This is a genomic window from Streptomyces sp. NBC_00457, from assembly GCF_036014015.1.
Classification (GTDB): Bacteria; Actinomycetota; Actinomycetes; order Streptomycetales; family Streptomycetaceae; genus Streptomyces.
In genome coordinates this window covers 10272385-10298792 of sequence record NZ_CP107905.1, presented here as the reverse complement: position 1 = coordinate 10298792, position 26408 = coordinate 10272385, and the positions used below count along the sequence as shown (strand labels likewise).

Sequence of the window (26408 nt, the reverse complement as noted above, 5' to 3'; positions counted from 1 at the left end):
CTTCCGTGTGCCGGAACGGAGCGGCGGCTAGTTCGCCGGCGCGTAGTTGTAGATCGGCGGGTACTGGGAGCCGGGCTGCGGCGTCACCTTCACGTCCTTCGCGGTCGCGTACGCGTTGGCGATGACGCTCCAGGGCGCGTTCCAGGCCTGGTCGACGACGTAGGTGTTGAGTTCCTCGAAGAGGGCTTCCCGCTGGGTCCCGGTGGCTTCGCCGATGCGGGTGATGAGGTCGTCGGCCTTCGGGTCGTCGTACTTGAAGGGGTTCCAGGTCGACTTCTTCGTCAGCTCCAGCTGCACCTTGTCCCAGGCCGTGGGCGCGCCCAGCTTGAAGTACGACATCGCGTACTTTCCGGCGAGCATGGCACTGAAGATCTGGTCGGTGGGCAGGGTGTCCAGCTTGACCGTGATGCCGATGTCCTTGAGTGACTGGTTGAGCACGGCTTGCTCCTGCGGGAAGTTCGCGGAGAGGTCCGGGATGGTGAGGGAGAAGCCGTTGGGGTATCCGGCCTCCCCGAGCAGCTTCTTGGCCTTCGCCGGGTCGTACGAGTACGCGTCGTCCAGAGCGGCCTTGTGGCCGTCCTCGCCCTTGGCGAACAGCTGGGTGGTTGGCGTGCCGAGGCCGGTCTTGGCCGACTTGATGATGGCGTCCCTGTCGAAGGCGTGGTTGAGGGCCTGACGGACCTTCAGTTTGCCGAGGGCGGGCACCTTCTTGCCGGCTCGGTCCCAGATGTACAGGCCCTCGATGTCGCCGGGCTGGTAGGTGACGACGTTCAGGCCCCGGCCCTTGACGGTCTTGACCCGGTTGAGGCTGAGAGTGGCTCCGTCGAGCTGGCCGGACAGCAGGGCGTTGGTGCGCGCGGTCGGGTCGGCCAGGTACTTGACGACGATCTTGTCGTAGGGGAAGGCCTTCGCGTTCCAGTAGTCGGGGTTTCGGGTGTAGGTGTACGTCTGCCCGGCCGTGGTCGCGCCCGTGTCCAGTTTGTACGGGCCGGAGCCGACCGGAGTCCTGGGGTCTTCCAGCGCCTTGGGGCCGGCGATCATGCCGGAGACCTGGCCGAGCGCGGGCAGCAGGGCCGCTGTGGGGTGGCTCAGCTTGATGGCGACCGTGTGCGTGTCGACGACGTCGACGCCGGTGATGTCCTGGATCTCCCCGGCGGCGGAGGCCGTGCCGCTCTTGGTGTGCAGCAGGCTCTTCCTGACCGCGTCCGCGTCGAGGGCGGTGCCGTCGGTGAACTTCACCCCTTCGCGCAGCTTCAGCGTCAGGGTCGTCTGGGCCTTGTCGTACGACCACGACGTGGCCAGGTTCGGGGTGGGCTGCCCCTTGGTGTCGAGCCGGAGCAGGGTGTCGTAGACCGGCTGGTAGTACTGGGATTCGGGTCCCATGCTCGCCTTGGCCAGGTCCCACGGCGTTGCCGTGACGGACTCGGCGAGCGTGAGGGTCTTGTCGCCGCCGGCGGCCTGGGTGCCGCCTCCGCAGGCGGTCGCCGTCGCGGTCAGGAGTCCGACGCCGACGAGTGCCACTGTTTTGCGCATGATCTCTCCACCTGTCTCATGTCCTGGGTCTCCTTGATGTCCCCCGGGTCGTCCCGTTTCCGGCCGTGCACGGCCGGTCCTCCGCGTAACCCGGCCCTGGTCACGCGTACTTCGCGATCCACTCCCCGCACAGCCGCACGCTCTGTTCGGGGGTCGGCTGTGCCCCCCGGTCGACCTCGACGATCAGCCAGCCGTCGAAGTCCTCCGGCAGTGCGCCGATGAAGCCCTCGATGTCGGCGTTCCCGTGGCCCGGCTCCGACCACAGCCCCGCCAGCACCGTCCTGCGGTAGCCCCAGCCCGCTTCCCTCGCCTTCGCGGCGAGGCCGAGGTCCAGGTCCTTGACGTGGACGCTCGCCACGCGGTCCGCGTAGTCGCGCACGAGCCGTACGGCGTCCGCGCCCGCCCAGGCCAGGTGGCCCAGGTCCGGTCCGAAGGCGAGGACGGAGGCGTCGACGGTGTCCAGAACGAAACGGGTCTCCTCCTCGGTCTCCGCCCAGGTACCGACGTGCGGATGGAAGGCGGGGGTGATGCCCTCGGCCCGGATGATCCCGGCGATCTCGGCCAGCAGGTCGCGGACGCGCTCCAGGCGGCCCGGGTCGGCGAGGTGGCCGACCGCGGGACGGGCCACGCGCTCGGCGTCCTTGGCCATCCCCATGGCGAGGAAGACGGTGGGCACGCCGAGTGCCGCGTGCTGCTCGGCGACCCGTGCCGCGGTGTCCCGGAAGGTCTGCCGCTCGGTCGCGTCCTCGGTGAGGCGGACAGGGATGTAGCCGGGCGCGGGGCTGATGCCGTACTCGGCGAGCCGGACGGCGTACTCCTGCGGTGTCAGGTCGCCGGGTACGGCGCTGTGCAGGGCTTTGATGCCCGCATCGCGGACGACGCTCAACTGCCCGTCCAGGGGCGGGGCGAGCGTGGGATCGATCCAGCCGTCGGCGCTCGCGACCCACTGCAGGGGGTTGATGGCCAGGCGGTCCTGCCTGATCTTCATGGTGTGCGGTCCTCTCAGGGGGCGACAGGGGCTGCGAGGGCTGTCGCGGCGCGCGGCTCGGGGCGGGCGCAGCTGCTCTCCAGTGCGACGAAACGATTCTGCTGCTGCGAGGTCTCGAAGCTCGTCAGCACGTCCAGGATGTGGAAGGCGAAGTGCGGGTTGGCGCGGTGCGGTCCGCCTTCGGTAGCGCCGGCGAGATCCCGCACCCCGAGGCCCCGACGGTGCTGTTCGGGGGTGTCCACGGCGCCGAAGAGCTCGGTGACCGGGGTGAGCACCTGCCAGTCCGTGTCCCCGTGGCGCTTGAGGCGTACGTCGCCGTCGAAGAAGTTGGGGTTGGGCAGGGCGAGGGTGCCCTCAGTGCCGTAGATCTCGATGCGCGGGAGCTCGGTGTCCCAGACGTCGAAGCTCATCAGAGTGGTGGCGATGGCGCCGGACGCGAAGGTGAGGGTGGCGGAGGCGTGGGTGGGGACCTCGACCGTGATCTCGTCGACCACTCGACCCGGGCTGGTGACCTTGCGGGTGGGTGCGCCGATGCGGGTGGCGGCGGCCACCTGGGCGACCGGGCCGAGGCAGTTGACCAGCGCGGCCAGGTAGTAGGGGCCCATGTCGAGGACGGGGCCGCCGCCGGCGCCGTAGAAGGCGCGCGGGTCCGGGTGCCAGGTCTCGGCGCGGCTGGAGCGTACGAAGGCGGTGGCGCCGACGGCGTCGCCGATCAGGCCGGTGTCGACCGCGTGCCGGGCGGTCTGCACGGCGCTGCCGAGGAAGGTGTCAGGGGCCGACCCCAGCAGCGCCGTGCCGCGTGTGGCGGCGTCGAGGACCTCGCGGGCCTCGGCGACGGTGGTGGCGAGTGGCTTCTCCACGTAGACGTGCTTGCCCGACTCCAGCGCGGCGATGACGGTCTTGGCGTGGAACTGCGGCGGGGTGATGTTGACGACGATCTCGACGGTGTCGTCGGCGAGGAGTTCGGCACCGTCGCCCCAGGCGGCGATGTCGTACTCGTCCGCGGCCTGCTTGGCGCGGGTCGGGTCGATGTCGGCCACCCGGACCACCTCGAACTCCGGGAAGGTGCGCAGGCCTTCCGCGTAGCGGCCGAGGATGTTGCCGGCGCCCAGGATCCCGATGCGGTGCCGTGCGTGCTGCTGAGCCATGAATCTCCTGCAATCCATTGGGGGGTTGAGGGGGTGTCAGGTGACGACGAGGGGCCGCAGGGTGCGGTGCGCGATCTCCAGGCCGGTCTTGACCCGCTCCTCGGTGCCGCTCCACACCGGGTCCTCGTGCTCGACGGAGAGGGTTCCGGTGAAGCCGTTCTCGTACAGGACGTCCACCACGGCGTTCCAGTCGACCTGACCGCGGCCCGGCACGCGGTAACGCCACCAGCCGGTGTCCCAGGGGTCGTTGCGCTGTGCCGCCTTGCCGAAGAAGCCGTAGCGGTCGACCTTGCCGGGCAGAATCTGCAGATCCTTGGCCTGGGCATGGACGATGCGATCGGCGTACGGCGCGATGGTCGTGACCGGGTCGATGCCGATCCAGGTCAGGTGCGACGGGTCCCAGTTCAGGTAGAGGCCGAGGGAGAACATCCACTCCCACAGCTCCGGCGAGTAGGCGAGGTTGCCCGGGTAACCGTCGGGGTGCCAGCCCTCCATCACGCAGTTCTCGATGATGAGCTTCACGCCCTTCTCGCCCGCGTACTCGACGAGTTCGGGGAAGACCTTCTGGGCCTCGGCCAGGTTGTCCGCCACCGGACGGGTCCAGTCACGGCCGACGAAGGTGCCCACGTACGGGACGTCCAAGCCGGCTGCCGCGTCCACGACCGCCTTGAGGTGGGCGTGGATCCCGGCCCACCGCCCGGGGTCGGGATGAAGGTTGTTCTCGTAGTACGCGAGGGCGGAGATGCCGAGGTTGTGACGCTCCAGCAGGGCTCGTGTCTCGTCGGCCGCACGGTCGTCGAAGCCGGCCACCGGAAGGTGGGCCGCCTCGAAGTCCCGGCCCCCGGTGTCCGGCCAGGCGGCGACCTCCAGGGCCTCATAGCCGGCCTCGCTCGCCCAGGCGGCGATCTCGGCGAGGGAGAGGCGGGGAAGACAGGCGGTGAGCATGCCGAGTTTCATACGGTGGCCTCCAGGGCTGCGGGTGCGGAAGCGACGTCGGTCCAGGTGAGTGACGCGGCGGAGGTCAGCACGGCTTCGACGATGCGGGCCGAGCGGACGCCGTCCGCACCGGTGGGCAGGCCTTCCGGCGTCCCTCCGCGGATCGTCGTATAGGCGTCGGCGACGAAGGCGGCGAAGCAGTCGCCGTAGCCCTGCGCATGGCCGGCGGGCAGGTGGGCGAGGCGGCGCTGCTCGGACGAGCCCTGGCCGGGGTCACGTACGAGAATGCGTGCTCCGTCCGTGGCGCCGAGCCATGCGGTCTCGGGGTTCTCCTGGTCGAAGACCGCGCTGCCGGCCGAGCCGTCGAGTTCGAACCAGAGCCGGTTCTTGCGGCCGGCCGACACCTGGGACACCGTCAGCGTGCCGAGGACACCGTCGCCGGTGCGCAGCAGCACGGTCGCCACGTCCTCCGTACGCACCCGGTCCCGTGGCCCCCCGGCGCCGTTCGAAAAGCTCACGCCGGTACCGGCGGGGCGGGTGGCGATAGTCGTGCCGAGCCGGGCGGTCAGTTCGGTGAAGCGGACTCCGGCGACCCATTCGACGAGGTCGCACCAGTGCGAGCCGATGTCCGCGAACGCCCGCGACGGTCCGCCGTCCACCGGGTCGACCCGCCAGGACATGACGTCCGGGGAGAGCATCCAGTCCTGCAGATAGCTGCCGTGGATCAGCTGCCACGCGCCGAACTCGCCGCGCAGCCGACGGTCGCGGAGCTCCCTCACGAGCGGGTGGTAGCGGTACACGAAGGGGACGGCGAGCAGCAGGCCCGCCTCCTGCGCCAGCCGCGCCAGGTGTTCGGCGTCGGCGGCGGACGTGGCGAGCGGCTTCTCGCAGATCACGTGCTTGCCCGCGCGCAGGGCCGCCTCGGCCTGCCGTACGTGCAGTGCGTTCGGGGTGCATACGTGGACGACCGAGACGCTGTCGTCGGCAAGTGCCGCCGAGAGGTCGGGATAACGTGCCGGGACTGCCCACTCATCGGCGGTCCGCACGCTGCGCTCGGGGGTCGACGCGACCACTCCGGCCACACAGCCGCCCGCGGCGCGGATCGCCCTGGCGTGTACGGCGCCGATCATGCCGGCCCCGACTACCACTGCCCGCATCGAGCCACTCACGGGTGCACCTCCGTCGACGTCCGGCGACTGACCGCGGCCTGAACGCCGCGTTGCGGAACACCATCGTTTAGTTCGCCAACACAGCACAAGAGCAGCGATTTAATTCTTTTAAAGGTCTAAAAGAGGCTTAATCTCGGGAAACATGTCTGCCAAAGTCCGTTCTGATCCCTGATGACGTGGATCTATTGACGGATCCGAGGAGACGCCATTACGTTCACACGAATGCATAAAAATGATGGCTCCGCCGTAGAAGAGGCCGGGTCCGTGACCGTGCCGCTCGCGCTGCGCCGGGTACTGGGACTCGTGGTCTCCGGGGAGGCGACCAACCGGGCCGAGATCGCCCGGCGCAGCGGTCTGGCCCGGTCGACCGTGGGCCAGCAGGTCGACCATCTCGTCGGAACGGGGATTTTGGAGGAGGTCGAGTCAAAGCGGTCCGTGCGGGGCCGGCCCCCACGGGTGCTGACGATCAGCCCACAGGCCGGGACCGTCGTCGTCGTGGACATCGACACGGCGGAGTCGCAGATCGCTCTCGCCGACCTGACTCGGCAGGTGATCGCCCGGGACACGGTGGACGTCCGGATCGACGCGGGACCCCGGGTGGTGCTGGACGCGGTGACCGAACAGTTGCAGGGGCTGCTGGAGAAGCACCGGCGTGCCCCCGACCGGGTGCGCGAGGTGGTCGTCGGCCTGCCCGGACCTGTGGACTTCCAGCAGGGGTGCGCGGTGCAGCCGACAGGCATGCCCGGTTGGGACGGCTTTCCCGTCGCCGAGTATTTCCGGGAGCGGTTCCACGCGCCCACCGTGGTGGACAACGACGTCAACCTGATGGCTCTGGGCGAGGCCGCGCAGGCCGGGCTGGAGACTCCGCTGCTGTGCATCAAGATCGCGACCGGTATCGGGGCGGGACTCGTCACCGCGACCGGTGACGTGTACCGCGGCGCCGACGGAGCCGCCGGCGACATCGGCCACATCCGGGCCGTGGGCGGTGCCAGCGTCCTGTGCGCCTGCGGCAACGTCGGCTGCGTGGGCGCGCTGGCCTCCCATCGGGCGGTGCTGCGCGGCCTCGGCATCCCCGAGTCGAAGGCCGACGATCCGCTGCACGGCACCCGCGAACTCGCCCGGCGCGTCGCTGCGGGGGACCCGACCGCCCTGCACGCCGTGCGCCAGGCCGCAACGGAGATCGGCGAGGTGGTGGCCATGCTGGTCCACATGTTCAACCCGCGCACCGTGGTGCTGGCCGGACCGCTCAGCGAACTCCGCGACGACCTCGTCTCCGCCGTACGGGCTGCCGTGTACCAGCGGGCACTCCCGCTGGCCACGCGCAAACTCACCATCACCGCGACTCAGCTCAAGGGCGGCTCCGGCCTGCACGGCGGCATCGCCCTGGCCACCCAGGACGTCTTCAGCCAGGCAGGCATCGCACGGCTGCTGGTCGAGGGGCAGAAAGCCGGCGGATAGTGCGTTCGGTGGCCGTACCGGCACGACCGATGCCACGGCCGCGAGGAATCCCGTGCTCAGCGGCCGTGGCGCGGCGCACTCCCTCGGGAAACCAGCCGCAGCGTTTCGGCGACCGTCCCATCGGACAGCGGGAACCCAGCCGCCTCAAACGCATGAGACGGGGGACGCGTTCGCACAGGACCGCCAATACGAGCGTGTCGAGGCCAGGCTCGCGGTGACCTTGCGGAACACGGTATCGACCGTGGACAGGTAGTCGCTCGATTCGAGGTCGGCGGAACTCACTGCGGACCCGGCCCACGCTGTGCACCTATTCGACCATGAGGTGCGTCGGCGCCCTTGCCATGACGACGGCTGCCCCGTACATGCTCCGCCAACTGCCTCGATCGACTCGCCCCGATACGGAGTTCTTTCCGCAGGGTCTCAGCCGAAATGGGGCGCTGATGCAATTCTCGATGGCGGCCTGCCTGTTCCAGGTCGACGCCATCTCGGGATTCTTCAGGTCGCGGAAGATCTCGTCGGCGTTCGGGGAGAGGCCGTCCTCGATGGTCACGAAGTCGAGCAGGCCACGCTCGGCCTCCGCGACCAGATCGGCCCAGTAGGCGGCAGTGAACAGGTCCCGGGGGCGGGACACCGGCTCACGCCAGGAGGCGGGATGCCAGCCGGCGCCGTCCAGGGCGACGGCAAGGTGCAGGGAAGAAGGGGGTGTTGAGGACACGAGTGGGTGCCTTCCTGGAAGTCCTTACGAGATCTGTACAACCGGATGGCCTGTGTGTTGGTCGCGGAGGTGTGCAGCAGGGTGTCCCCCCGTTCCCGGATGCTCGCTTCGCTCACCGGCCATGGCGACAAGCCGCCCTCGGTGCCGGTGCCGCTCACAGGGTGCTGAACAGGTGTGCGGCGTTGCGTAGGGCGTGCGTCGCGATCCGTTCGCCGAGGACGAGACCGGCCTCGTCGGCCGAGCGGGTGTGGATGCCGGAGTACACCCGGGCATCCACGTTTTCCTGGGACAGTCGGCTCCAGGAGGTGTAGGTGCGGGTCACGCCGGGGGCGGTGGGGCTGGTCAGCTGGAAGGGCGCCGTGCGTGGCCCGACGAGCGCCGAGAGGACCGCTTCCGCGGCGCCCGAGTACGTGTTGTGTCCGCTGGGGTGGTCGGGATGGGCCGGCGTGGCGTGCAGCGGCGTCCATGCGGGGTCGGGATCGGTCGAACCGGTGCGGATGGCCGTGACCGGGCGCCACCGCAGATAGGCGTACTTGGTGTCGGAGGTGGCGATCTGCGTGTCCACCAGGGCGACGTGGAACAGGGCCACGAGCCTGGCGCGTCCGGCGCTGGAATGCGGTGACCGGGCAAGGGCCACCCGCAGTGGCTCGGTGTACAGCGTCAGTGAGGAGCCGAGCCAGAAGGTGGCGGTCTCTGTCTGCTTCTCCGTGCGTACGGTGCTGTCCACGGCCCCATATGCACGGACTTCGGCCAGATCTGCGCGGTAACGCGCGGAGTCCAGGGCGGGCGGTGCGGGCAGCCGGTACTGGTCGGCGCTGTCCAACAGGAAGGGCCGGGCGAGCCGGTTGCCGTACTGCGCGGCCGGGGCGTGGTCGGGCGGAGTCGGCTGCCACACTCCAGGGGCCGCCGGCGGGACGGTGAACGGCGCGTTGACCGAGGCCGGGTCGAGGCCGTCGCCCTCGCGGGCGGCGAGCACCAGCCGCGCCTGGCGGGCACCGGCCGCCACGCCCTGCGACTCGGCCGGTCCGTCGGGAACGCCCTGCAGAGTCGTGCGCAGAGCGGCGTCCAGTTCCTGAGTGCGGGAGGGGACCAGCGCCACCAGGGCGTCGTGCACGGCGGACGCCAGGGCCGCGTCCTGGAAGTCGCCCCGGTCGACGCCGGACGGCACCTGACGGGTGGCCCGGGCCGCCGCGAGCCAACTGACGGCCCACGTACGGCTGTTCGTGATCTGCGTCGGGGCGCCGCCCGCCGCGAGGGTGGCCGCTGTCGTGTCGTACCAGTCGAGCGCCACGGACGAGCGATTCTGCTCCTCCACCACGGCGGTAGACGCGGCGGACGGGACGGTGAGGGAGGCGGCCAGCAGGACGGCCGAGCCCAGCGCCACCAGGACGGGGCGGACGGGATGACGGGTTCTGAACGGGTTCACGTGTACTCCTTCGCGGACGTGCGGATGACCGGTGGTGCTGTTGACCCAGGGAAGTGAGCGGTGTGGTGAAGTCGCTTCCGCGGCTTGGGTGTTCCGGAGGTCGTCGTGGTGTGCGTCATCGGACCGGCTCGGTGTCTCGGGCGTAGCGGCCGGCGGGGCGAGGCAGGTCGAGGTGGTCGCGGAGCGTGCGGCCGGTGTAGTCGGCGCGGAACAGGCCGCGTTTTCGCAGCGCCGGTACGACGTCGTGGACCACGGCCGGCAGATCGGCGGGGGCCGAGGTCGGGAGGAGGTGGAAGCCGTCGACGCCGGTGGCGGCGTGCCAGTCGGCGAGCAGTCCGGCGAGGTCCGCGGCGGCACCGGTGATGCGCAGCTCGGCGGGCGGGAGGGCTCCGGGCCCGGTGCCGCCCCCGAGATCGACCGCCACACGTACCAGCACCCGCAGCGTCTCCGGGTCGCGTCCGGCATCCGCCGCCCGGCGCAGCAGCGCCCCGCGGGCGAGCCGGGCCGTGGAGGGCTGGTCGGCGTCCAGGAAGACGACGTCGGCGTGGCTCGCGGCCAGTTCCCACTGCCCGTCCGAGTCGTGCACGTCGACGGCGATGGCGATGGGCGGTCGCCCTTGTGGTGGGCGGGGGACGGTGGAGGGGCCCGGGACGGAGAAGTGAGGGCTCTCGAAGTCGATCTGGTGCGGTCGTTCGCGGTCGAGGAAACGGGCGGTGGCGGCGTTCCGTAGGTCCGCGTCGTCCTCCCATCTGTCCCACAACCCGATGGCGGCCTCGGCGGCGTCGGCCGCCTCCGCCCACAACGCGGCCACGGGCGCGGGCTCACGGCAACCCACGGCGCGAGCCTCTGCCTCGATGGTCGAGACGTCGACCAGCCAGCCGGCCCGGCCCTCGCTGACGAAGTCGAGCGTGGCCAGGGCGGTGGAGATGTGGAAGGGCTCGGCGTGGGTGGTGGACACCGTCGGTATCAGGCCGATCCTGCTGGTCAGTGGCGCGGCGCGGGCGAGGATGGCCACCGCGTCGAGCCGGCCCGCGCTGTCATCGGGCGGTGGGGTGGGAGTGTCGCCGACGGCGACGAAGTCCAGGGCACCTTGTTCGGCGAGGCCGATCAGGTCGGTCCAGTGGGCGGCGGTGAGGGACGCGGCGGCGTGGTCACCGGTCCCGTTGAGTTCGATGGAGACGTGTAGTTCGCGGGGCATGGCCTCGTGTCCTGTACTCCTGTGCGAAGGCAGGGGTGCGCAGGCGTCGTACGGCCTGCGCACCCGGTCGGCTACTGGTCGGTCTTGGGCAGGCCGGGCGGGTTGATCTCCGACTTGGTCACTGCTTCGTCGGACAGGCCCCAGCGCTTGAGCGCCTTCGCGTAGGTGCCGTTCTCGATGACGTGGTTGAGGGCGTCGGCGAGCGGCTTGACCAGGCCGCTGTCCTTCTTGGTGGTGGCCGCGATGAGGCCCTGGAGGGTTGCGCCGGCGCCGGAGTAGGTACCGACGACCTCTGTCTTCCCGGTGGTGGCCGCGTGGTACGCGGCGGTCGGGTTGGGACCGAGGTAGACGTCGATCCGGCCGGACTGGAGGGCGAGGTAGGTGTCGCTGTCGTTCTGGTAGTACTTGATGTTCACCGGCTTGCGGCCGGCCTGCTCGTTCTCCTTGCTCCACTCGACGAGCAGCTTCTCTTGGTTGGTGCCGCTCTGGACGGCGACGGTCTTTCCGGCCACGTCCTTGGGCCCGCTGATCTTCAGCCCGCTGCCCTTCTTCGCCTCGAAGCCCAGGTTGTCCTGGCGGTAGGTGGCGAAGTCGTACTTCTCCTTGCGCTCCTCGGTGACGGTGATGTTGCTGAAGCCGGCGTCGTACTTGGCGCTGTCGAGGCCGACGAAGATGTTCTCCCACGAGACGGCGTGGAACTTCGGCTTGAGGCCGAGCACGTCGGCGACGAGGTGGGCGATGTCGGGCTCGATGCCGATGAGGGTCTTGTTGTCGGTGGCGTGGAAGTTCAGCGGCGCCGCGCTCCCGGAGGACTGGACGAGCTCCAGCGTTCCTCTCTCGCGGATCTCCTGTGGGACCTCGGCGGCTATGGAGTCGACCTTGTCCGTGGTGATCCGTTTCTGGTCGGGACTGATGTTGATTCTCATCTTGCTGCCTGACGTGGCGGCGACCTCGGTCGTGCCGCCGTCGTCGGGGTTGCTGCACGCGGCGAGGACGAGGGCGGCAGCGAGTCCGAGCGCGGCTGCGGCGGTACGGCGGGTGATCGAGGTGGACATGGTCGTGCTCCTTGCTTGCGGGAAGGGGTGAGGGGTGGTCAGTGGGCCTTGGATCAGAGGACCTTGGAGAGGAAGGCGCGGGTGCGCTCGTGCTGCGGGTCGTCCAGGACGGCCGTGGGCGGCCCCTGCTCCACGACGACGCCGCCGTCCATGAACACCACGGTGTCGGCGACCTCGCGGGCGAAGCCGATCTCGTGGGTCACGACGATCATGGTGGTTCCGGTGCGGGCCAGGTCCTTGATGACGTCGAGGACTTCGCCGACGAGTTCCGGGTCGAGCGCCGAGGTGGGCTCGTCGAAGAGGAGCACCTTCGGTTCGAGGGCGAGCGCGCGGGCGATGGCGACGCGCTGCTGCTGGCCGCCGGAGAGCTGCCGCGGGTAGGCGTCGGTCTTGTCGGCGAGGCCGACCCGGTCGAGCAGTCGGCGGGCTGTCTCCTCCGCCTCCTTGCGCGGGCGGCGCAGCGCGGAGACCGGGGCCTCGATCAGGTTCTCCAGCACGGTCAGATGGGGGAAGAGGTTGAAGTTCTGGAAGACGAACCCGATGTGGGTGCGCTGCTTCAGGACGTCCTTCTCCTTCAGTTCGTGCAGCTTGTTCCCGGAGCGGCGGTAGCCGATGAGTTCGCCGTCGATGCTGATCCAGCCGCGGTTGACCTTCTCCAGGTGGTTGATGGTCCGCAGCAGCGTGGATTTGCCGGAGCCGGACGGCCCGACGATCACGGTCACGCCGCCGGCGCGCACCTGAAGGTCCACGCCGCGCAGCACCTCCAGCGGGCCGAAACTCTTGTGGACGCCGTGGACGTCCACCATCACCTCGCTCATCGGCTGTCTCCCAGAGGCTTGAGGGGTACGACGGGCTGGTTGCGCTGGGCCGCCGCGGCCCGCAGGTCGCGGACGAAGCGCCGGGCGCGCTGGAGCGGGGTGGGCGGCGGGGTCCGGTTGGCGCCCCGCGCGTAGCGGCGCTCGACGTAGTACTGGGCGACCGACAGCAGGGTGGTGAGAGCGACGTACCAGGCGGTGGCGACCAGCAGCAGCGGGATCACCCGGCCGTTGCGGCCGTAGACCACCTGCACCTGGTAGAACAGCTCGCCGATCGCCATCACGTAGACCACCGAGGTGCCCTTGAGCAGGCCGATGATCTCGTTGCCGGCGGTGGGCAGGATCGCGCGCATCGCCTGCGGCAGCACGATCCGGCGGATCTGCCGCAGCCGGGGGATGCCCAGTGCGGCGGCGGCCTCCAGCTGTCCGTGGTCGACGGCGATGACGCCGCCACGGACGATCTCGGCGGCGTAGGCGGCCTGGTGGAGCGTGAGGCCGATGATGGCGGCCCCCATGGTGCCGATGATGCTGTTGCTGTCGACGGACCAGAACACCGGGCCGAAGGGGATGCCGAAGCCCAACTCCTCGTACAACGCACTCAGGTTGAACCAGAACACCAGTTGGACGATCATCGGGATGGACCGGAAGATCCAGATGTAGGTCCAGGCGACGGTCTGCAGCACCGGGCTGTGCGACAGCCGCATGAAGGCCACGACGGTCCCCAGAAGGAAGCCCAGCACCGTTGCGTAGGCGGTGAGTTGGAGGGTCACCCACACTGCCTGGACGATCGTCTCGGAGAAGACGTAGTCGCTGAAGACGCCCCACTCCCAGACGGGGTTGGTGGCCAGCCCGTGCACGAACTGGGCGACCAGCACGATCACGGCGACGGCCGCCGCCCAGCGGGCGTAGTGGCGGGCGGGTACGACCTTGAGCGAGGCCGGATCGTCCGGGGCGGGCGGGGCTTCGGGGCTGGTGCCCGGGGTGGCCGCACCGGGCGGCGCGGTGTCGGCTGTGGATGCCATCGTGGTGTTCCTGCTCAACTCTCAGGTGTACTTGGGTGGGTTGATACGCGACGTGACGTTGAGGTGCTTCTCGAACGGCAGTGGGCCGATGGTTTCCGGGTCGGCCTCCGTGTCGAACAGCGGTGTGTAGCCGGTGGCCAGGTACAGGCCGCGGGCCTCGGGCTGGCGTGGGCCGGTCGTCAGGTAGATCCGCCGGTAGCCGCGTGCGCCCGCCTCGCGCTCCAGCTCGGCGATGACACGGCGGGCGAGGCCGCGTCTGCGGTGCGCGGAGTGCGTCCAGATCCGCTTCAGCTCGGCCGTGGTCGGGTCGTACCGGCGGAAGGCGCCGCCCGCGACGGGCTCGCCGCCCTCCAGCAGCAGGAGGAGCTGACCGCCGTACGGCTCGGTGAACTCCTCGTCGGGGTAGCGGGAGATCTCGGCGTGCGCGTCCTTGCCGTAGCGGGCGGAGTACTCGCGGCCGAGTTCGCGCAGCAGGGGCTCGACCCGGGGGTCCGAGACGGGCACCTGGATGACCGTCAACTCCGGTGCGGACGTCATCCGTTCACCGCCGCCGGGGTCTGCGTCACGCGTGCCGCCCGCTCGGCGTCGCGCCTGGCGACCTCCTCGCGGACGATCGGGATCACGTACCGGCCGAAGTCGATGGCATCGCCCAGCAGGTCGTAGCCGCGGGCGGAGAGGATGTCGACGCCGAGGTCGTAGTAGTCGAGGAGGGCCTGGGCCACGGTCTCCGGGGTGCCGACGAGGGCGTTGGAGTTGCCGGCTCCCCCAGTGGCGGCGGCCGTCGGGGTCCACAGGGCGCGGTCGTAGCGCTCCCCCGCCTCGGCGATGGCGATCAGCCGCTGTGAGCCGGTGTTCTGAGGCTGTGCCGACCCGTTGTGGCGCTTGGTGATCGCCTCGCCCTTCTCCTTGCGGGCCTTGATCGCGCCGACCGTGCGGTGGGCCTTCTCCCAGGCCAACTCCTCGGTCGGGGCGATGATCGGGCGGAAGGCGACCTGGATACGGGGCACGTCGGTGCGGCCCGCCACCTTCGCTGCGGCCTTCACCTGCTCGATCTGCTCGGCGGTCTTCGCCAGGGGCTCGCCCCACAGGCAGTAGATGTCCGCCTCGGCGCCACCGGCGGCGTACGCGGCGGGCGACGAGCCGCCGAACGAGACGTTCGGGCGGGGCTGTTGGACCGGGAAGACGTCGCTCACGAAGTCGTGGAAGCGGTAGTGCTCGCCCTCGTGGTCGAAGGGCTCATGGGTGGTCCAGATCTTCTTGACGACACGGATGTACTCGCTGGTGCGGGCGTAGCGCTCGTCCTTGGTGAGGGTGTCGCCCTCGCGGCCCTGTTCGTGGTCGTTGCCGCCGGTGATGAAGTGCACGGTCAGGCGGCCCTCGCTGATCTGGTCGAGGGTGGCGAAGGTCTTGGCGGCGTAGGTGGGGTAGGAGACGTTGGGCCGGTGGGCGAGCAGGATCTGCAGGCGCTCCAGCCTGCTCGCGATGTACGCGGCGGCCGGTGCGGGATCCGGCGATCCGGAGCCGTAGGCGAACAGCACCCGGTCCCAGCCGTGGTCCTCGTGTGCCCGGGCGAGCCGGAGCGTGTAGTCCTTGTCGAATGCGGCGCCGGAGCGCGGCGTGGTTTCGGAGCCGTCGTTGGTGGCGGCGATGCCGAGGAACTCCACGGGCATGGGGGTGGCCTTTCGGGAGCGACGACCGCACGCAGGCATGGCGGAATGGCCTTGCGTGGAGGCATGAGTGACAGACCGTCAGGAAGAGGACGGTTCGGTGCAGGCGTGACGACGCAGGGCGTCGGGAGAGGCGGGGTTGCGGCAGCGCGCGTGAAGGGAGAACTCGGCCCGCGACGGGGTCACCGAGGGAGGGAAGGGCCGGTCAGACGGCCCGCTGCCGAGTCAGGCGCAACACGCCGCGGACCACACCCGACCGAAGTCGATGTGGTCGCGCGAGACCAAGCGCTGCTGGGCATTCATGCGGTCAATTGAGCAGTACATCGTGCTGTTCGTCAAGCAGGGCCTGAATGCCGGACCGCCTCGACCTGCCCTCTCCCACGCGTTGTTGACACATCAGTGCTGTGGGCACATACGATCGACGGCGGATCGGCTCCGCGATGCGCGGCAGCCTCTCCGGCCGCGTTGAGGGACGCGGCGAAGGTGACGACGCCGAGCCCCGGCCGCACCGTATGGACGCAGCGCCTGTGCCGTTGCGCTCCCTGCGAGTGCCCCGAGGGTCACCCACGCCCGCGATTCCCTCCCCCGGAGAGCCTCCCGATGGTCACGTCTTCCGAAGTCACGCCGACCCCTGCCACGAAGCCACCGAATCGGGCGGGCGCCCTGCTGCTCTTCGCGATGGTGCTCAACTCCGTTGTCCGCAACCGGGCTTACCAGTGGGACGTGGTGGGCCGGTACCCCACTCCGCTGCAACGGCCGCGCGGCCACCTGACCGCCCTACGCCACCGGCCGAACGCGGCGACGGCCGCCGGCGCCCGCCCGGTGATCGGCGGTGACCGGTGAGCACCACCCCTTCCACGGCCGTCCTGGTCGTCGTCGGCGCGGGGCCGCGCGCCACGGGGCTGCTGGAGCGCATCGCCGCCAACGCACCCGAACTGTGGGACGGGACACGGGAGTTGCGGATCCACCTGGTGGATCCGCACCCGCCCGGCCCGGGACGCGTCTGGCGACACGAGCAGTCGGCGCTGCTGCGGATGAACTCCATGGCCGAGGACGTCACCATGTTCACCGACGAGTCGACCACCATCGAGGGCCCGGTACGGCCCGGCCCCTCGCTCGCCGAATGGGCCGCCCAGTTCGCCGACCGGATCCCGCGTCACGCCCCGTACACCGAGCCCGCCGACCCGGAGGTGCTCGCCGAACTGCGCACGCTCGCCGGGACGGACTTCCCCACCCGCCGTGCCCAGAGCGCCTACCTGGACTGGGTGTTCCGCAAGGCCCTCACAGAGCTGCCACCGTCGGTCACCGTCGAGTGGCACCGCACCACCGCCACCGCCGTCACCGGCCCCTCGGACGGCCCGCAACACGTGCACCTGGCCGAGCGCACCTCTCCGCTCACCGCCGACCTGGTGGTTCTCGCCCAGGGACACATCGGCTCCACGCCCAGCGCCGAGCACCGCGACCACGCCGCCTTCGCCCTCCGCCACGGCCGTATCCACCTCCCGCCGGAGTTCTCCGCCGACGCCGACCTGTCCGGACTGCGGCCCGGCGAACACGTCCTCCTACGCGGCTTCGGGCTGGCCTTCATCGACCTGATGGCACTGCTCACCGAAGGCCGCGGCGGCAGCTTCCGCCCCCAGGCCGACGGCACCCTCACCTACCTCCCCTCGGGCCGCGAGCCCGTCCTCCACGTCGGATCGCGGCGCGGAGTGCCGTACCACTCCAAGACTCGCTACCGACTCCAAGGGCCCCGCCCCCCGCTGCCGCGCCACTTCGGCCCCGAGGCGGTCGATGCGCTGCTCGCCGGGGGACGCCCGCTGGACCTGCGGCGCGATGTGTGGCCGCTGATGGCGAAGGAGATCGGCTTCGGCCACTACCACGAGCTCTTTCGCGCCCATCCCGGGCGCACCGCTCTCCCCTGGGCGGACTTCATCGCCGCGTACGACCGTCTGGGCTGGTACGACGACGACATGGCGGCCCTCGTCGCCACGGCGGTGCCCGATCCGACGGACCGTCTGGACTTCGAGGCTCTGGACCGTCCGCTGGACGGCCTCGTGTTCCCGACGGCGGACGCGTTCCAGGATCACCTGCGCGAGCACATCGCCGAGGATGTCGCCCGCCGCGAGGACCCGGGGTTCAGCGCCGACCTCGGAGCGTTCCTAGGACTGCTCTCCGTCTACGGCCAACTGCCCGGCCTGGTCGCCGCGGGACGGCTGACCGCCCGTTCCGTCGCCGAGGAACTCGACGGCTGGTGGCACGGCTTCTTCAGCTTCCTGGCCTCCGGCCCGCCCGGCTTCCGCCTGCGCCAACTCCTGGCGCTGTCCCGGGCCGGCATCGTCCACTTCCTGGGCGCCGGTGTCCGGATCGGCACCGACGAGTCCGCCGGCACCTTCACCGCGATCAGCCCCACCGTCCCCGGCCACACCACCCACGCCACGGCCCTGATCGAGGCGTACCTGCCGGGCCCCTCCCTCGACCGCAGCGAGGACGCCCTCCTGCGCGACCTGCACCGGACCGGCGCCCTCAGCGAGGAGGTCATCGCCGACCTCACCCACACCCACCGCTCCGGCCTGCTCGCCGTCTCCCCCGCGGACGGCCACCTCGTCGACCCGTCCCTCGGCGACCTCCACCCCCGCCGCATCGCGCTCGGCGCCCCCACCAGCAGCCGGGCCGTCGCCGCCTTCGCCCGCCCGCACACCGACGCGCCGGCTTTCCGCCAGAACGACGCGGTCGCCCGCGCACTCCTGCGCACGCTGAGAGCCACCGAGGCCGAGCCGGCGACGTCTCCGGTGGACGGCCGACCTCTCAGAGTGTGAGACCTTCCCTACTTTCCCTATGGAATTACTAGGGAAGCCTTGACGGCGTTCACCGAGGGTGCGCAGGATGATGCACATGTCCCGTAAGCAGCAACGACTCGTTCGTCGCCGGCATGTCGACTTCGGTCACGTCGTCAGTGCCGCCTGCTGTCGCCCGTAAGGCACGCGAAGTCACCCACAACGCCTGACGGCTCGACACACTTCTGAGGGACAACCGCCATGACCACGGCACTTCCGGCCCAGGCCACCCCACACGATCCGCGGCTCTCCGACACGCCCCGTCTCCGCCTGGTGGGCGACACCGCGCAGAGGGGCCTTAGGGGACACACTTCCGCGCCGCTCGTCGGCTACCTCCTGCTCGTCCCCGAGGGCACCGATCCGGCCGAACTCTTCGTCAAGGACAGGCCGCGACCTGAGATCCGACCGGTCGCCGCCGCGGACGCAGCGGACCCGGCCCCTGCCCGGCGCACGGGAGACGACGCCGTCCGCATCGATCCCGCGCGCCATGTCGCCGAGGTGGACGGACGCGAACTCGACCTCACCTACCTGGAGTTCGAGCTGCTGGCGCGTCTCGTTCAGTATCCCCACCACGTGCATTCGCGCGCTGGGTTGGTGGCGGCCGTCTGGGGCTACGACCACGTCGGCGACGGCCGCACCGTGGACGTCCACATCGCCCGCCTGCGCCGCAAGCTGGGCCAGGCCTACCGACACCGGATCGTCACCGTTCGGCGCGTGGGCTACAAGTACGTGCCCGATCAGCAGGGGAGCCCCGACGCCGCGCCCTGCGGCCGACCTTGAGGAGACCACTTCCATGGGCCTTGCCTCCGCGCCGTCCCGCCCCACCTCGCCGTCCGACCGAACCGGGCACGGCCATGCGCACTGGCTGCGCGTGGCCCGCGAGGCGGCGGACGACCTGGCCACGGACGCGGTGGCCAGGGAGCAGGCGGGCAAGGCTCCGTTCGACGAGGTGTCCCGGCTGCGCGAGGCGGGACTGCTGACGCTGCTGATGCCGGCCGAGTCCCCGGCAGGCGGCCCGGACTGGCTCACGGCTTACGCCGTCGTCCGGGAGATCGCCACGGCCGACGGCGCGATCGGTCAACTGCTCGGCTGTCACTACTTCTTGTCGTGGAGCGCCCGGTTCTTCGCCGGGCCCGCTCTCGCCGCGCAGACGGAAGAACGGTCCGCGGCCGAACAGTGGTGCTGGGGCGGCGGTTTCGCGCGTCAGGAGCCGCCTCTGATGCTGGTCAAGACCTCCAAGGGCCTGGTGCTCGACGGCCGGCAGAGCTACACCACCGGGGTCCTGGTAGCCGACCGTCTCGCCGTGCGCGCCGTGCGGGAGGACACGGGTGAACCACTCGCCGTCGTGGTGGATCCCACCCGTCGCGGTGTGGCGATCGACGGGGACGCCGACACCTTCGGCCACCGGCTCGCGGCCGGCGGCAGCGTGGAGTTCGACGACGTACGGGTGGGTGCCGAGGACGTGCTCGGCTCCCTGTCCGCGGACGAGGACTTGCTGTCGCCCCGGGCCGCCCTGGCATCTCCGGTCGGGCGTCTGTTCTCCGCCCAGCTCCTTCTCGGCATGGCCGAGGGAGTGCTCGCCGAAGCCCGTGAGTACAGCAGGACGGGCCGCGCGGCCTGGCTCCCCGACTGGCCGGCCGGTACCCCGCACGACCCGCAAGTGCAGACCGCCTACGGAGAACTCACCGTCCTCACCCGCTCCGCGTCGGCACTCACCGATCAGGCACTGGAAGCCGTGCGCGGCGGGCTGGAACGCGGCGAAGACCTCACCTACGACGAGTCCGCCGACATCTCCGCACTCGTGGCCATGGCCGAAGCCGCCGCGGCCAGGGCGGCGCAGGAGTCCACCACCCGCGCCCTCGACATCATCGGCGCCCGCTCCACGTCCGCGCGGCTGGGCTTCGACCGGTTCTGGCGCAATGCCCGGACCCACACCCTGTACGAGCCCGTCACCCACCGGCTCCGCGATGTCGGCCACTACTTCCTCAACGGCGCTCACCCTCCGTTCGTCCTGCCCGCCTGACCGAGAGGCGGGGACGTGGGTGGCTTCGGGGACGTCGGGGACGTTCGGGGAGACCGATTGCGCAGTTCCTGAGGGTCGGCAGTGGAGAGCACGGCGGCGATACTGGCCGGACGTTCGAATCAGAGGGCTGCCGTGACATGGTCAACAGGGCTGGCAGGTCTGGCCGTCGGCCTGCTCATCGCGGTGGTGACCGCGCCGGTGGGCGTTTCGGGAGCGGTGTTCCTGCTTCCCGTGCAGTTGAGCGCACTCGGGGTGCCCAGCCCCGCGGTCACGCCCACCAACCTGCTGTACAACGTGGTGGCCGGCCCCGGCGCCCTGCTGCGCCACCACCGCGAGGGCCTTCTGTACAGCCCGCTGACGCGCCGCCTGGTGACCGGCACTCTGCCCGGTGTGGTCATCGGCGCCGTGGCACGGGTCTTCGCCGTCCCGGGGGCCACCGCGTTCCGCCTTCTGGTCGCGGCTCTGCTGATGCCGCTGGGCTTGTGGCTGATCGGGCGCACCCTCCAGCCCACCCGGCCGGCCCAAGCCGCGGAACCCTCTCCTCGAGCCGTCACCGGACTGGCCCTGGTCGTCGGCGTTGTCGGCGGGATCTACGGGATCGGCGGCGGATCCATCCTCGGCCCCGTCCTGGTCGGCCGGGGCATGCCCGTCGCCCGGGTGGCACCGGCCGCCCTCGCCTCCACGTTCGCCACCTCCGTGGCCGGTACCGCGGCCTTCGCGCTGTTGTCCCTGACCGGCTCCGGTGACATCGCCCCCGACTGGTACCTCGGCCTGGCCTGCGGTCTCGGCGGACTGATCGGCGGCTACCTCGGGGCACATCTGCAACCTCGGCTGCCCGAGACCGCACTGCGCCTCCTGCTCGGCACCCTGGCCACCGCCCTCGGTGCCGTCTATGCCGTTCAGTCACTGTGCTGACGGCCGGGGCCGGCACAAACGGCAGTCGCCACGCCACCCCCCATCCGGAGAATTGTGAACGCCGCACTTCATTCGCATGTCGGCCCATTGAGAATGTGAGACGTATACGCAAGCGACATTGACCCGGCTGGATTTCGCTGCAACTCTCGTGATTGTGAGCAAGTCCGAGAACCTCGCCGCGCGCCTGCACGTCGATCTGCGACGTCAGGCCAGCGCCATCTGTGCCGTCGGCCGCTGAACAGGCCGAAGGGCATCGTTCTCCCGCTCCATTTCACGTCGAACTGACGCGGCCTCATTTCCCTTTTGGAACGGGCGTGCCTGCGTCCCCCGATTTCACGTCAGTCCCCATTCCTTTGAACAGGAACTTTCCATGGCCACTACGGCATCGACCCGACGCCAATTCCTCTCCCTGCTCGGTCTTTCGGCGGTGGCCGTGAGCTGCGGCACGTCCGCGTCCGGGGCCTCTGCCGCCAAGAACCAGACCAAGACCCTCAGATACCAGGGCTGGGCAGGCCAGGTCATCTTGCCCGAACTGGCCGAGGACCTCGGCTACTTGGAGGATGTGACGCTGAAGTGGGTCGGTAACACGATCAGCGGTCCGCAGGACATCCAGACCGCGGCCACGGGCCAGGTCGACTTCGGCGGCGCGTTCAACGGCGCGGTCGTCAAACTGGCCGCGAACAACGCCCCCATCAAGTCCGTCATCAGCTACTACGGCGCCGACAAGTACGCCTACAACGGCTTCTACGTCCTCGACGACAGCCCGATACGGTCGCCCCGGGACCTGATCGGCACGAAGGTCGGGATGAACACCCTCGGCGCCCACTCCGAGGCCATGCTGGACATCTATCTACAGCGCGGCGGCCTGTCCCGGGCGGACATCGGCAAGGTCGAGCCGCTCGTGGTGCCTCCGGTCAACACCGAGCAATCGCTGCGTCAGAAGCAGATCGAGGTCGCCGTACTCGGCGGCATTCTGCGCGACAAGGCACTGGCGGCCGGTGGTATTCGCCCGCTTTTCACGGACTACAAACTGCTCGGCGCCTTCAGCGCCGGCACGTATGTGATGACCGACCGATTCCTGAACCAGAACCCGGACACCGCCCGGACCTTCGTCACCGCCGTGGGACGAGCCATCGACTGGTCCCGTTCCACTCCGCACGACGAGGTCGTCGCCCGGATGACCGAGATCGTGAAGAAGCGCGGCCGCAACGAAGACGCCGCGCCTTTGAAGTACTGGCGCTCCTACGGCGTCGCCGAGAAGTCGGGCCTGATCACCGGTGAGGAACTCAAGCCGTGGATCGACTGGCTGGTCGAACGCGGTGACATCCAGAAGGGCCAGGTCACGTTGTCGGACCTCTATACCAATGAGTTCAACGGCAACCAGAAGTCGTCCTCCGCCACCGAGAGCGGGAGCTGATCCCATGCCGGAATCCACCACGCAGTCCACGACGCCCAAGGTCGTGTTCGAGGACGTACGGAAGGACTTCCCCGTCAAGGACCGCAGGGGGTATGGGCAGACCACCCGGTTCACCGCCCTCGACGGCATCGACCTGGAGATCGCGGCCGGTGAGTTCGTCGTCCTGGTCGGTCCCAGCGGTTGCGGTAAATCGACGCTGCTGGACCTGCTCGCTGGCCTCGCCCGGCCCACCGCCGGGCGGATCCTGCTGGACGGCCGACCGGTCACCGGCCCGGGCCTGGACCGGGGCATCGTCTTCCAGCAGTACGCGCTGCTGCCGTGGCGCACGGCGCAGGGCAATGTGGAGTTCGGTCTGGAGGCCACCGGCGTCCCACGGCGCCAACGACCCGCCCGCGCCCGGGAGTTCCTGGACCTGGTGGGTCTGTCCGGCTTCGAGAACCGCCATCCGCACGAGCTGTCCGGCGGAATGCGGCAGCGGGTGGCGATCGCCCGCAGCCTCGCCTACGACCCCGATGTGCTCCTGATGGACGAGCCGTTCGCCGCACTGGACGCCCAGACCCGGGAATCCCTCCAGGACGAACTGCTGCGCATCTGGCAGCGCACCGGCAAGACCGTCGTCTTCATCACGCACGGCATCGACGAGGCCGTCTACCTGGGACAGCGCGTCGCCGTCATGACGTCGAGACCGGGCCGCATCAAGCAGGTCGTGCCGGTCGCCTTCGGCTCCCGTACGGCGACGGACGACCTCCGCTCCAGTTCCGAGTTCGCCCGACACCGGCACGAGATCTGGTCGCTGCTGCAGGACGAGGTGGCCAGGGCCCAGCAGTTGGAGAGGGAGGCGGTTTCCGTATGAGCACCACATCCGGCACGGCCACCGAGAAGAGCACGGCGCCGGACTCTGTGAGCACCGCAGGGCCCATCCCTCGCCCTCCCTCCGCCACGCACGCGGCGTCCACGCCACCGGGCGCATCGCCGTCGGACGAGCGCCGAATCGCCCCTGCGACGGCCCGGTACCGCCAGGCGGCCCGCCGACTGCCGAATCTGCTGGTCAAGGGGGCAACCAAGTCCGCGGCGATCCTGGCTCTGGTGCTGCTGTGGGAGACGGCCCCGCGGTTCGGCCTGGTCGACCGGACCTTCCTGCCGCCGTTCAGCGAGGTCGCGCGCGCCTGGTGGGAGCTGGCCGTGAACGGTCAGCTCGCCGACAACGCGCGTGCCAGCCTGACTCGTTCGTTCAGCGGATTCGGTATCGCCGTGGCCGTGGCCGTGCCGCTGGGCCTGCTGATCGGCTGGTACCGGCCGGTCGCCGACCTCCTCGGCCCGTTGCTGGAGGTGTTCCGCAACACCGCCGCGCTGGCCCTGCTGCCGGTGTTCGTGCTGCTGCTGGGCATCGGCGAGACGTCGAAGATCTCCATCGTGGTGTACGCGTGCACCTGGCCGATCCTGCTCAACACCATCAGCGCGGTCCGCAACGTCGACCCGACCCTGCTGAAGCTGGCGAAGTCGATGGACCTGCCCGCGCCCCGGCTGTTCCAGAAGGTCATCCTGCCGGCGTCGGTGCCGGTGATGTTCACCGGCATCCGGCTGGCCGGAGCGGTGTCCATTCTGGTGCTGGTCGCCGCGGAGATGATCGGCGCGAAGGCGGGCCTCGGCTATCTGATCAACGCCTCCCAGTACAACTTCGCGATCCCGCAGATGTACGCGGGCATCATCACGATCTCCGCCATCGGCGTTGCCTTCAACCAGTTCCTGGTCGCCGTCGAGCGGCGGCTCAGCTCCTGGCGCGCACCCGCGGGCGACTGACCCGGCCGCCGGCTCGTCCCACCGCCACCCGGTTCCGTCGCAGGGCCCCGCTCGCCTCCTGCCCCGCTCGCCTCCTGCCCCGCCCGCCTCCCTGCCCTTTGCGTCTCACCGCCCCCGATCCGAGGAACCCCATGCCCGCGACCAGCCCCAGACGCCCGCATCTCAACGCCTACCTGGTGAACGCCGGCCACCACGACGCCGCCTGGCGCCACCCGCGCACCCAGCCCGAACGCGTCACCGACCTGCGCTACTTCCAGCAGCTCGCGCAAACCGCCGAACGCGGCCTGCTCGACTCGGTCGGCCGACGCGCTGTACGTCGCGCCCGTGACCCGCCGCCTCCCCGACGACTCCACCGCCCGCGACGAGGACCACCTGGCCCGCAGCAGCCTGCTGGGCAGCCGCTCCCCCGGCTCGCTATGGGCCGTCGGCCCTTCCCTCGGACAGCCGGGAGCCAAGGAAACCTCCCCACCCATCGCCTCCTGACGACCGCCCACTTGATCACCTCCTCGCCGGTCAGCTCCCGACCGGCTGAGGGCCTCCTGAAAGGAACCCCGCCACATGACCACCAGCACCGGCTTCGACGTCCGCAGGATCGGCGGCCGGATCGGCGCCGAGATCCTCGGCGTCGACCTCTCCACCGATCTCGACCCCGCCGTCGTCACCGAGATCAACTCCGCGCTCCTGGAACACAAGGCGTTGGTCTTCCGCGACCAGCGGCTGGACGACGCGGGCCAGCTCCGCTTCGCCTCCCTCTTCGGCGAGCTCACCACCGCACACCCGACCGTCCCCTCCGTCGAGGGCAGGCCGAACATCCTCCCCGTCGACGGCGACGAGGGCATCCGCGCCAACCAATGGCACACCGACGTCACCTTCGTCCGCACGCCCCCGAAGGCGTCCACACTGCGCGGCATCGTGATCCCTCCCTACGGCGGTAACACCCTCATCGCCAACGCGGCCGCCGCCTACCGGGATCTCCCGGAGCCGCTGCGCGAGCTCGCCGACAAGCTGTGGGCCGTACACACCAACGACTACGACTACGCCGCCCCGAAGAGCGAGAAGGCCGCCGAGTACCGCAGGCGGTTCGTCGCGCGGAAGTACCGCACCGTGCACCCGGTCGTCCGCGTCCACCCCGAGACCGGGGAGCGCGGGCTGTTCATCGGCGGCTTCGCCCAGAGCTTCGTCGGCCTCGGTCCCTCCGACTCCCGCGACCTGCTGCGCATCTTCCAGTCGTACGTCACCCGGCCCGAGAACATCGTGCGCGTGGCCTGGACACCGGGCGACCTCGTCCTGTTCGACAACCGCATCACCCAGCACTACGCCCCCGACGACTACGGCGACCTGCCGCGCCTGCTGCACCGGGTGACCGTCGCGGGCGACGTCCCCGCCGGCGTCGACGGCACCCTCAGCCACGTCCTCGAGGGCGACGACGCCTCCCACTACACCCCCGCCTCGGCCTGATGCCCCGCGGTCGCCGGGCACGGACACCCGTCCCTGCCCGGCGACCCGGCCGCAACGAACGCCGACCGAAGAGCCGTACGGGACAATGCACACATGCGGATCTCAGCCAGAGCGGACTACGCGGTACGTGCCGCACTGCAGCTCGCCGCTTCACGGGACGACGGGCCGCTGAAGGCGGAGGCCATCGCCGACGCCCAGGACATCCCGCACAAATTCCTCGAAAGCATCCTGAACGACATGCGCCGGGGCGGTCTCGTCCTCAGCCAGCGCGGCGGCAACGGCGGCTACCGGCTGGCCAAGCTCGCCGAGTCCATCAGCATCGCCGATGTCATCCGCACGGTGGAGGGACCGCTGGTCTCGGTGCGCGGGGTCCGTCCCCCGGACCTGTCCTACACCGGCCCCGCCGAGTCACTGCTCCCCCTGTGGATCGCGCTGCGATCCAACGTGCGCGAGATCCTCGAAGGCGTGTCGCTCGCCGACGTCGCATCGGCCCAACTGCCCGCCGATGTCTCCGCGTTGACCAACACCCCGGGCGCCTGGGTCAACCCCTGACACGCGCCACCATCACCACCGATCCCGAATAGCGAGATCTCGGCGTCCATCATATGAACAACCCCTTGGGGTGGACGCTCCCTTCTGCCACGATCCCCATCAGTCAGGTAGGAAAACTAGGGATCGATGGGGTGGGGTCGTCATGCGAACGCGCAACCGCACGCACTTGTTGCTGCCCCTCCTGACCTCGCGCCGCCACATCGACTTCGGCCGTACGTCCAGCGCCATCTGTCGGCTCGTCTGAGACTCCCCCGCGCCCGCACGCACCGCCGGTGCGCC

Annotated in this window: 26 protein-coding genes and 1 pseudogene; 14 read left to right on the top strand and 13 right to left on the bottom strand. The window is 70.1% G+C overall.

What is annotated here, in order from left to right; all coding sequences use genetic code 11:
* Positions 1-27 precede the first annotated feature (27 nt).
* From OG828_RS46950 to OG828_RS46930, 5 genes are all read right to left on the bottom strand, one after another.
* Positions 28-1533, bottom strand: coding sequence for an ABC transporter substrate-binding protein (locus OG828_RS46950; protein WP_328504614.1), 1506 nt, complete (start codon positions 1531-1533; stop codon positions 28-30).
* Positions 1534-1633: 100 nt separating this feature from the next.
* Entirely contained in the window at positions 1634-2521 is an 888-nt protein-coding gene (locus tag OG828_RS46945; protein ID WP_328504613.1) for a sugar phosphate isomerase/epimerase family protein, read from the bottom strand.
* Positions 2522-2535: 14 nt separating this feature from the next.
* Complete coding sequence (locus tag OG828_RS46940) at positions 2536-3669, bottom strand: Gfo/Idh/MocA family protein (RefSeq protein WP_328504612.1); 1134 nt, start codon at positions 3667-3669, stop codon at positions 2536-2538.
* A 36-nt stretch (positions 3670-3705) separates the two neighbouring features.
* Positions 3706-4626, bottom strand: coding sequence for a sugar phosphate isomerase/epimerase family protein (locus OG828_RS46935; RefSeq protein ID WP_328504611.1), 921 nt, complete (start codon positions 4624-4626; stop codon positions 3706-3708).
* On the bottom strand, positions 4623-5762 hold the full coding sequence (locus tag OG828_RS46930) for a Gfo/Idh/MocA family protein (RefSeq protein WP_328504610.1): 1140 nt from the start codon (positions 5760-5762) through the stop codon (positions 4623-4625). The genes OG828_RS46935 and OG828_RS46930 overlap by 4 nt, the downstream gene beginning before the upstream one ends.
* Before the next feature lie 234 nt (positions 5763-5996).
* Here OG828_RS46930 and OG828_RS46925 point away from each other — a divergent pair, with 234 nt between their 5' ends.
* A complete protein-coding gene (locus OG828_RS46925) occupies positions 5997-7232 on the top strand; it encodes an ROK family transcriptional regulator (protein WP_328504609.1) in 1236 nt (411 codons plus the stop codon).
* A gap of 517 nt (positions 7233-7749) precedes the next feature.
* Here the strand turns inward: OG828_RS46925 and OG828_RS46920 are convergent.
* The 8 genes and pseudogenes from OG828_RS46920 to OG828_RS46885 all read right to left on the bottom strand — a co-directional run.
* A pseudogene (locus OG828_RS46920) lies at positions 7750-7947 on the bottom strand (LLM class flavin-dependent oxidoreductase); the annotation flags it as partial.
* A gap of 154 nt (positions 7948-8101) precedes the next feature.
* On the bottom strand, positions 8102-9373 hold the full coding sequence (locus tag OG828_RS46915) for a vanadium-dependent haloperoxidase (RefSeq protein WP_328504608.1): 1272 nt from the start codon (positions 9371-9373) through the stop codon (positions 8102-8104).
* Positions 9374-9488: 115 nt separating this feature from the next.
* On the bottom strand, positions 9489-10571 hold the full coding sequence (locus OG828_RS46910; RefSeq protein ID WP_328504607.1) for an LLM class flavin-dependent oxidoreductase: 1083 nt from the start codon (positions 10569-10571) through the stop codon (positions 9489-9491).
* Between the two features lie 71 nt (positions 10572-10642).
* Positions 10643-11626: an ABC transporter substrate-binding protein gene (locus OG828_RS46905; protein ID WP_328504606.1), complete on the bottom strand. Its 984-nt coding sequence runs from the start codon at positions 11624-11626 to the stop codon at positions 10643-10645.
* Positions 11627-11679: 53 nt separating this feature from the next.
* The gene (locus tag OG828_RS46900; RefSeq protein ID WP_328504605.1) at positions 11680-12444 is read right to left on the bottom strand and encodes an amino acid ABC transporter ATP-binding protein; all 765 of its coding nucleotides are present in this window, start codon (positions 12442-12444) and stop codon (positions 11680-11682) included.
* Positions 12441-13463, bottom strand: coding sequence for an amino acid ABC transporter permease (locus OG828_RS46895; protein WP_328504604.1), 1023 nt, complete (start codon positions 13461-13463; stop codon positions 12441-12443). The genes OG828_RS46900 and OG828_RS46895 overlap by 4 nt, the downstream gene beginning before the upstream one ends.
* A 21-nt stretch (positions 13464-13484) precedes the next feature.
* On the bottom strand, positions 13485-14000 hold the full coding sequence (locus OG828_RS46890; RefSeq protein ID WP_328504603.1) for a GNAT family N-acetyltransferase: 516 nt from the start codon (positions 13998-14000) through the stop codon (positions 13485-13487).
* On the bottom strand, positions 13997-15133 hold the full coding sequence (locus OG828_RS46885) for an LLM class flavin-dependent oxidoreductase (RefSeq protein ID WP_328442184.1): 1137 nt from the start codon (positions 15131-15133) through the stop codon (positions 13997-13999). The genes OG828_RS46890 and OG828_RS46885 overlap by 4 nt, the downstream gene beginning before the upstream one ends.
* A gap of 597 nt (positions 15134-15730) precedes the next feature.
* On the opposite strand from OG828_RS46885, the gene OG828_RS46880 reads away from it, so the two are divergent.
* The 13 genes from OG828_RS46880 (at position 15731) to OG828_RS46825 (ending at position 26373) form a co-directional block, all read left to right on the top strand.
* Positions 15731-15973 (top strand): hypothetical protein, encoded by a 243-nt coding sequence (locus OG828_RS46880; protein ID WP_328442183.1) that lies wholly within the window; start codon positions 15731-15733, stop codon positions 15971-15973.
* Positions 15970-17946 (top strand): FAD/NAD(P)-binding protein, encoded by a 1977-nt coding sequence (locus OG828_RS46875; protein ID WP_328504602.1) that lies wholly within the window; start codon positions 15970-15972, stop codon positions 17944-17946. The genes OG828_RS46880 and OG828_RS46875 overlap by 4 nt, the downstream gene beginning before the upstream one ends.
* Positions 17947-18165: 219 nt before the next feature.
* Positions 18166-18744: a winged helix-turn-helix domain-containing protein gene (locus OG828_RS46870; RefSeq protein WP_328504601.1), complete on the top strand. Its 579-nt coding sequence runs from the start codon at positions 18166-18168 to the stop codon at positions 18742-18744.
* 13 nt (positions 18745-18757) lie between these two features.
* Positions 18758-19987: an acyl-CoA dehydrogenase family protein gene (locus OG828_RS46865; RefSeq protein ID WP_328504600.1), complete on the top strand. Its 1230-nt coding sequence runs from the start codon at positions 18758-18760 to the stop codon at positions 19985-19987.
* Between the two features lie 132 nt (positions 19988-20119).
* Entirely contained in the window at positions 20120-20902 is a 783-nt protein-coding gene (locus tag OG828_RS46860) for a sulfite exporter TauE/SafE family protein (RefSeq protein ID WP_328504599.1), read from the top strand.
* 148 nt (positions 20903-21050) lie between these two features.
* Positions 21051-21140 carry a putative leader peptide gene (locus OG828_RS49770; protein WP_443062537.1) on the top strand — a complete coding sequence of 30 codons (90 nt, stop codon included), beginning with the start codon at positions 21051-21053 and terminating at the stop codon, positions 21138-21140.
* 132 nt (positions 21141-21272) lie between these two features.
* Complete coding sequence (locus OG828_RS46855) at positions 21273-22319, top strand: ABC transporter substrate-binding protein (protein WP_328504598.1); 1047 nt, start codon at positions 21273-21275, stop codon at positions 22317-22319.
* A 4-nt stretch (positions 22320-22323) separates the two neighbouring features.
* Entirely contained in the window at positions 22324-23172 is an 849-nt protein-coding gene (locus tag OG828_RS46850; protein WP_328504597.1) for an ABC transporter ATP-binding protein, read from the top strand.
* On the top strand, positions 23169-24119 hold the full coding sequence (locus OG828_RS46845; RefSeq protein WP_328504596.1) for an ABC transporter permease: 951 nt from the start codon (positions 23169-23171) through the stop codon (positions 24117-24119). Before OG828_RS46850 ends, OG828_RS46845 begins: the two co-directional genes overlap by 4 nt.
* Positions 24120-24443: 324 nt before the next feature.
* Positions 24444-24602, top strand: a complete 159-nt coding sequence (locus OG828_RS46840) for a hypothetical protein (RefSeq protein ID WP_328504595.1) — start codon at positions 24444-24446, stop codon at positions 24600-24602.
* A 75-nt stretch (positions 24603-24677) separates the two neighbouring features.
* The gene (locus tag OG828_RS46835) at positions 24678-25577 is read left to right on the top strand and encodes a TauD/TfdA dioxygenase family protein (RefSeq protein ID WP_328504594.1); all 900 of its coding nucleotides are present in this window, start codon (positions 24678-24680) and stop codon (positions 25575-25577) included.
* Positions 25578-25670: 93 nt separating this feature from the next.
* Entirely contained in the window at positions 25671-26129 is a 459-nt protein-coding gene (locus OG828_RS46830; RefSeq protein ID WP_328504593.1) for an RrF2 family transcriptional regulator, read from the top strand.
* 142 nt (positions 26130-26271) lie between these two features.
* On the top strand, positions 26272-26373 hold the full coding sequence (locus tag OG828_RS46825) for a putative leader peptide (RefSeq protein WP_328371191.1): 102 nt from the start codon (positions 26272-26274) through the stop codon (positions 26371-26373).
* Positions 26374-26408: the final 35 nt, after the last annotated feature.